We start from the raw sequence: 2,113 nt of genomic DNA, 5'->3' as shown, positions 1-2,113 counted from the left end.
AAACGCTCGGCTGGAGAACCCCAGCCGAGCGCCTGCGTGATCTACTGACAGCCGCGTAAGCCATCAGGTGTTGCGAGGACCCCGAGAATCCGCCCACCGCCAGGGGCTTCTTGCCGTGCGGCCGCTGTCAGCTGGAGAACAGCATGTGACCGAAGCCCCGGTTGTGGTGGCCACCGTGGTGACCGCCGTGATGGCCTCCGTGATGACCGCCGTGCGGGGCGCCCCAGGCGGGAGCGGTGGGTGCGGCCGGGTACTGCGGGGCGGCCGGAGGCGGCGGAACAGCGGGGCCGCCGCCCCACTGGGACTCCAGGCGGGTCAGCGCCTCAAGCTCGCCGTAGTCGAGAAAGATGCCGCGGCAGCCGCTGCACTGCTCGATCTGAACGCCGTTGCGGTTGTACGTGTGCATCGGCGCATGGCACTTCGGACACTGCATGTCGGCTCAACTCCTCGCCCGTTGGTCCTGCTTCGTGTTTCGCCTGGACAGACTCCGTCCGGCGGCCCGTCGGTTGCACCCTACGTCGGGAAACCTCACACCAGGTCGGGTGGGGCGGAACCCATGCGGGCGCAGGCGTCGACCAGAGCCTGCTCCACGTCGTCCAGGGCGCGGTCCGCCGCGATCGCCTTGGCGATCGAACGGGCGGCGGTCTGCACGGTGAGGGCGCGGGCCGGGACGTCCAGTACGGGCCACGGGTCGCCGTCCGCCGCAAGGGCCGGGCCGCCCGCCGCTCGGTACGCCGTGAGGAAGCGGGTCCAGTCGTCAGGCGCGAGCAGTCCGCAGGCGAACCAGGCGGCCGGGCGGGCGAGGTCCCAGGCAGGGACGCCGAGGCCGAGGTCGTCGACGTCGATGAGCAGCCACGGTCCGTCGGGGACCGGGTGGCGGACGAGTTGGCCGAGGTGGAGGTCGCCGTGGCAGAGGGTGGCGGTGTCCGGCATCGGGCTCTCGGCGCGGGCCCAGGCCGGGAGCGTGGACCAGGCCCGCAGCACCGGGGCCGTCGCGGAGTGCGGGCCGGCGGCGCGGAGGCGGGCGACGGCGAGGGCGGCCTTCGCGGGACCGCGCATGGGAGGTAGCGGGGTCGGTGGCTGGGTGCGGTGGAGCCGGGCGAGGAGGGTGGCGGCGTCCTCCCAGGGGGCGGCGTTCGGGTTCTCCGGGTCCACGGGGGTGCCGTACGGCCAGAACGTGACGAGTCTGCCGTGCAGGGCGACGGGCGTCGGGCTGAGCGGGGGAAGGAGGATGCCGGGCAGGTGGGCGGCGGTGGTGAGGCGGGAGGCCAGGTCCGGTGCGGCCGTGTCCGGGGCGTGAGCCTTGGCGACGGTGTGGTCGTGGCGGACGACGGTGGCGTCGGGGCGGTCGGCGAGCGTGCGGGTTGCTCCGCAGGGGCAGGCCGAAGTCGCCGCGTGCGCCTTGGCCTTGGCTCGGATCGTGAGCTCGGTGAGGAGGCGGCTTGTGGTCACGGTGCTCCTGGAGCGGGCGGGGTGCGGTTCGCTCGGCCGAGCGTACGCAAGTCTTTTGGGCCGGGGTGGACATCGCGACGTCCGGTCCTCGGAAGCCCCCCGCCGACGCGAGCGCGTGCCTGGGGGCTCCGCCCCCAGACCCCCGTTCTCGCCCACCACACCCACCCGACTCGGCAGAACAAGAAGCGGACCTCGCCCTGGGGCTCCGCCCCAGACCCCGCCATCGAGCGCCGCCGCAGGCGGGTGGCGGCAGCGGACGGGCGGGCCCCGCCGTCCAACGCCATCGCAGGCGGTCGGGGCCGCTGACGGACGAGCCCCTCCGTTGAGCGCCGCCGCAGGGGGTGGGGACACCGGACGGACGGTCCCTCGCCTGACACCCAACGGACGACGGACGACGGACGACGGCCGACGCATACGGGACGACGGGTGTCGGACGATGGGTGCCGGGCGGTAGGTGTCGGACAACGGACGACGGGGATTGGGCGTCGGAGACTGGGGTTGGGCGTCGGACGACCGGTCCGATGCAGAGTGGTCCGGTGCAGACCCGTCCGATGGAGACCCGTCCGGGATCGCGAGCCGGGTCGGTTGGCTGTGACCCGGGGGGGCGTTGGCCCGAAATGCCTGACTGTCCATGGTGCCGCCCCGTAGACGGAGTCCGGCG

2 protein-coding genes are annotated in these 2,113 nt (G+C 73.6%); both read right to left on the bottom strand.

What is annotated here, in order from left to right; translation table 11 throughout:
* Positions 1-127 precede the first annotated feature (127 nt).
* A complete protein-coding gene (locus ABZ027_RS43130; RefSeq protein WP_356778587.1) occupies positions 128-433 on the bottom strand; it encodes a zf-TFIIB domain-containing protein in 306 nt (101 codons plus the stop codon).
* A gap of 95 nt (positions 434-528) precedes the next feature.
* Entirely contained in the window at positions 529-1,452 is a 924-nt protein-coding gene (locus ABZ027_RS43125) for an aminoglycoside phosphotransferase family protein (RefSeq protein ID WP_356778585.1), read from the bottom strand.
* Positions 1,453-2,113 lie beyond the last annotated feature (661 nt).

The organism is Streptomyces sp. NPDC006332, assembly GCF_040612855.1.
Taxonomy (GTDB): Bacteria; Actinomycetota; Actinomycetes; order Streptomycetales; family Streptomycetaceae; genus Streptomyces.
Note: the sequence above shows the minus strand (reverse complement) of the source record. Positions and strands in the feature narration are given on the sequence as shown.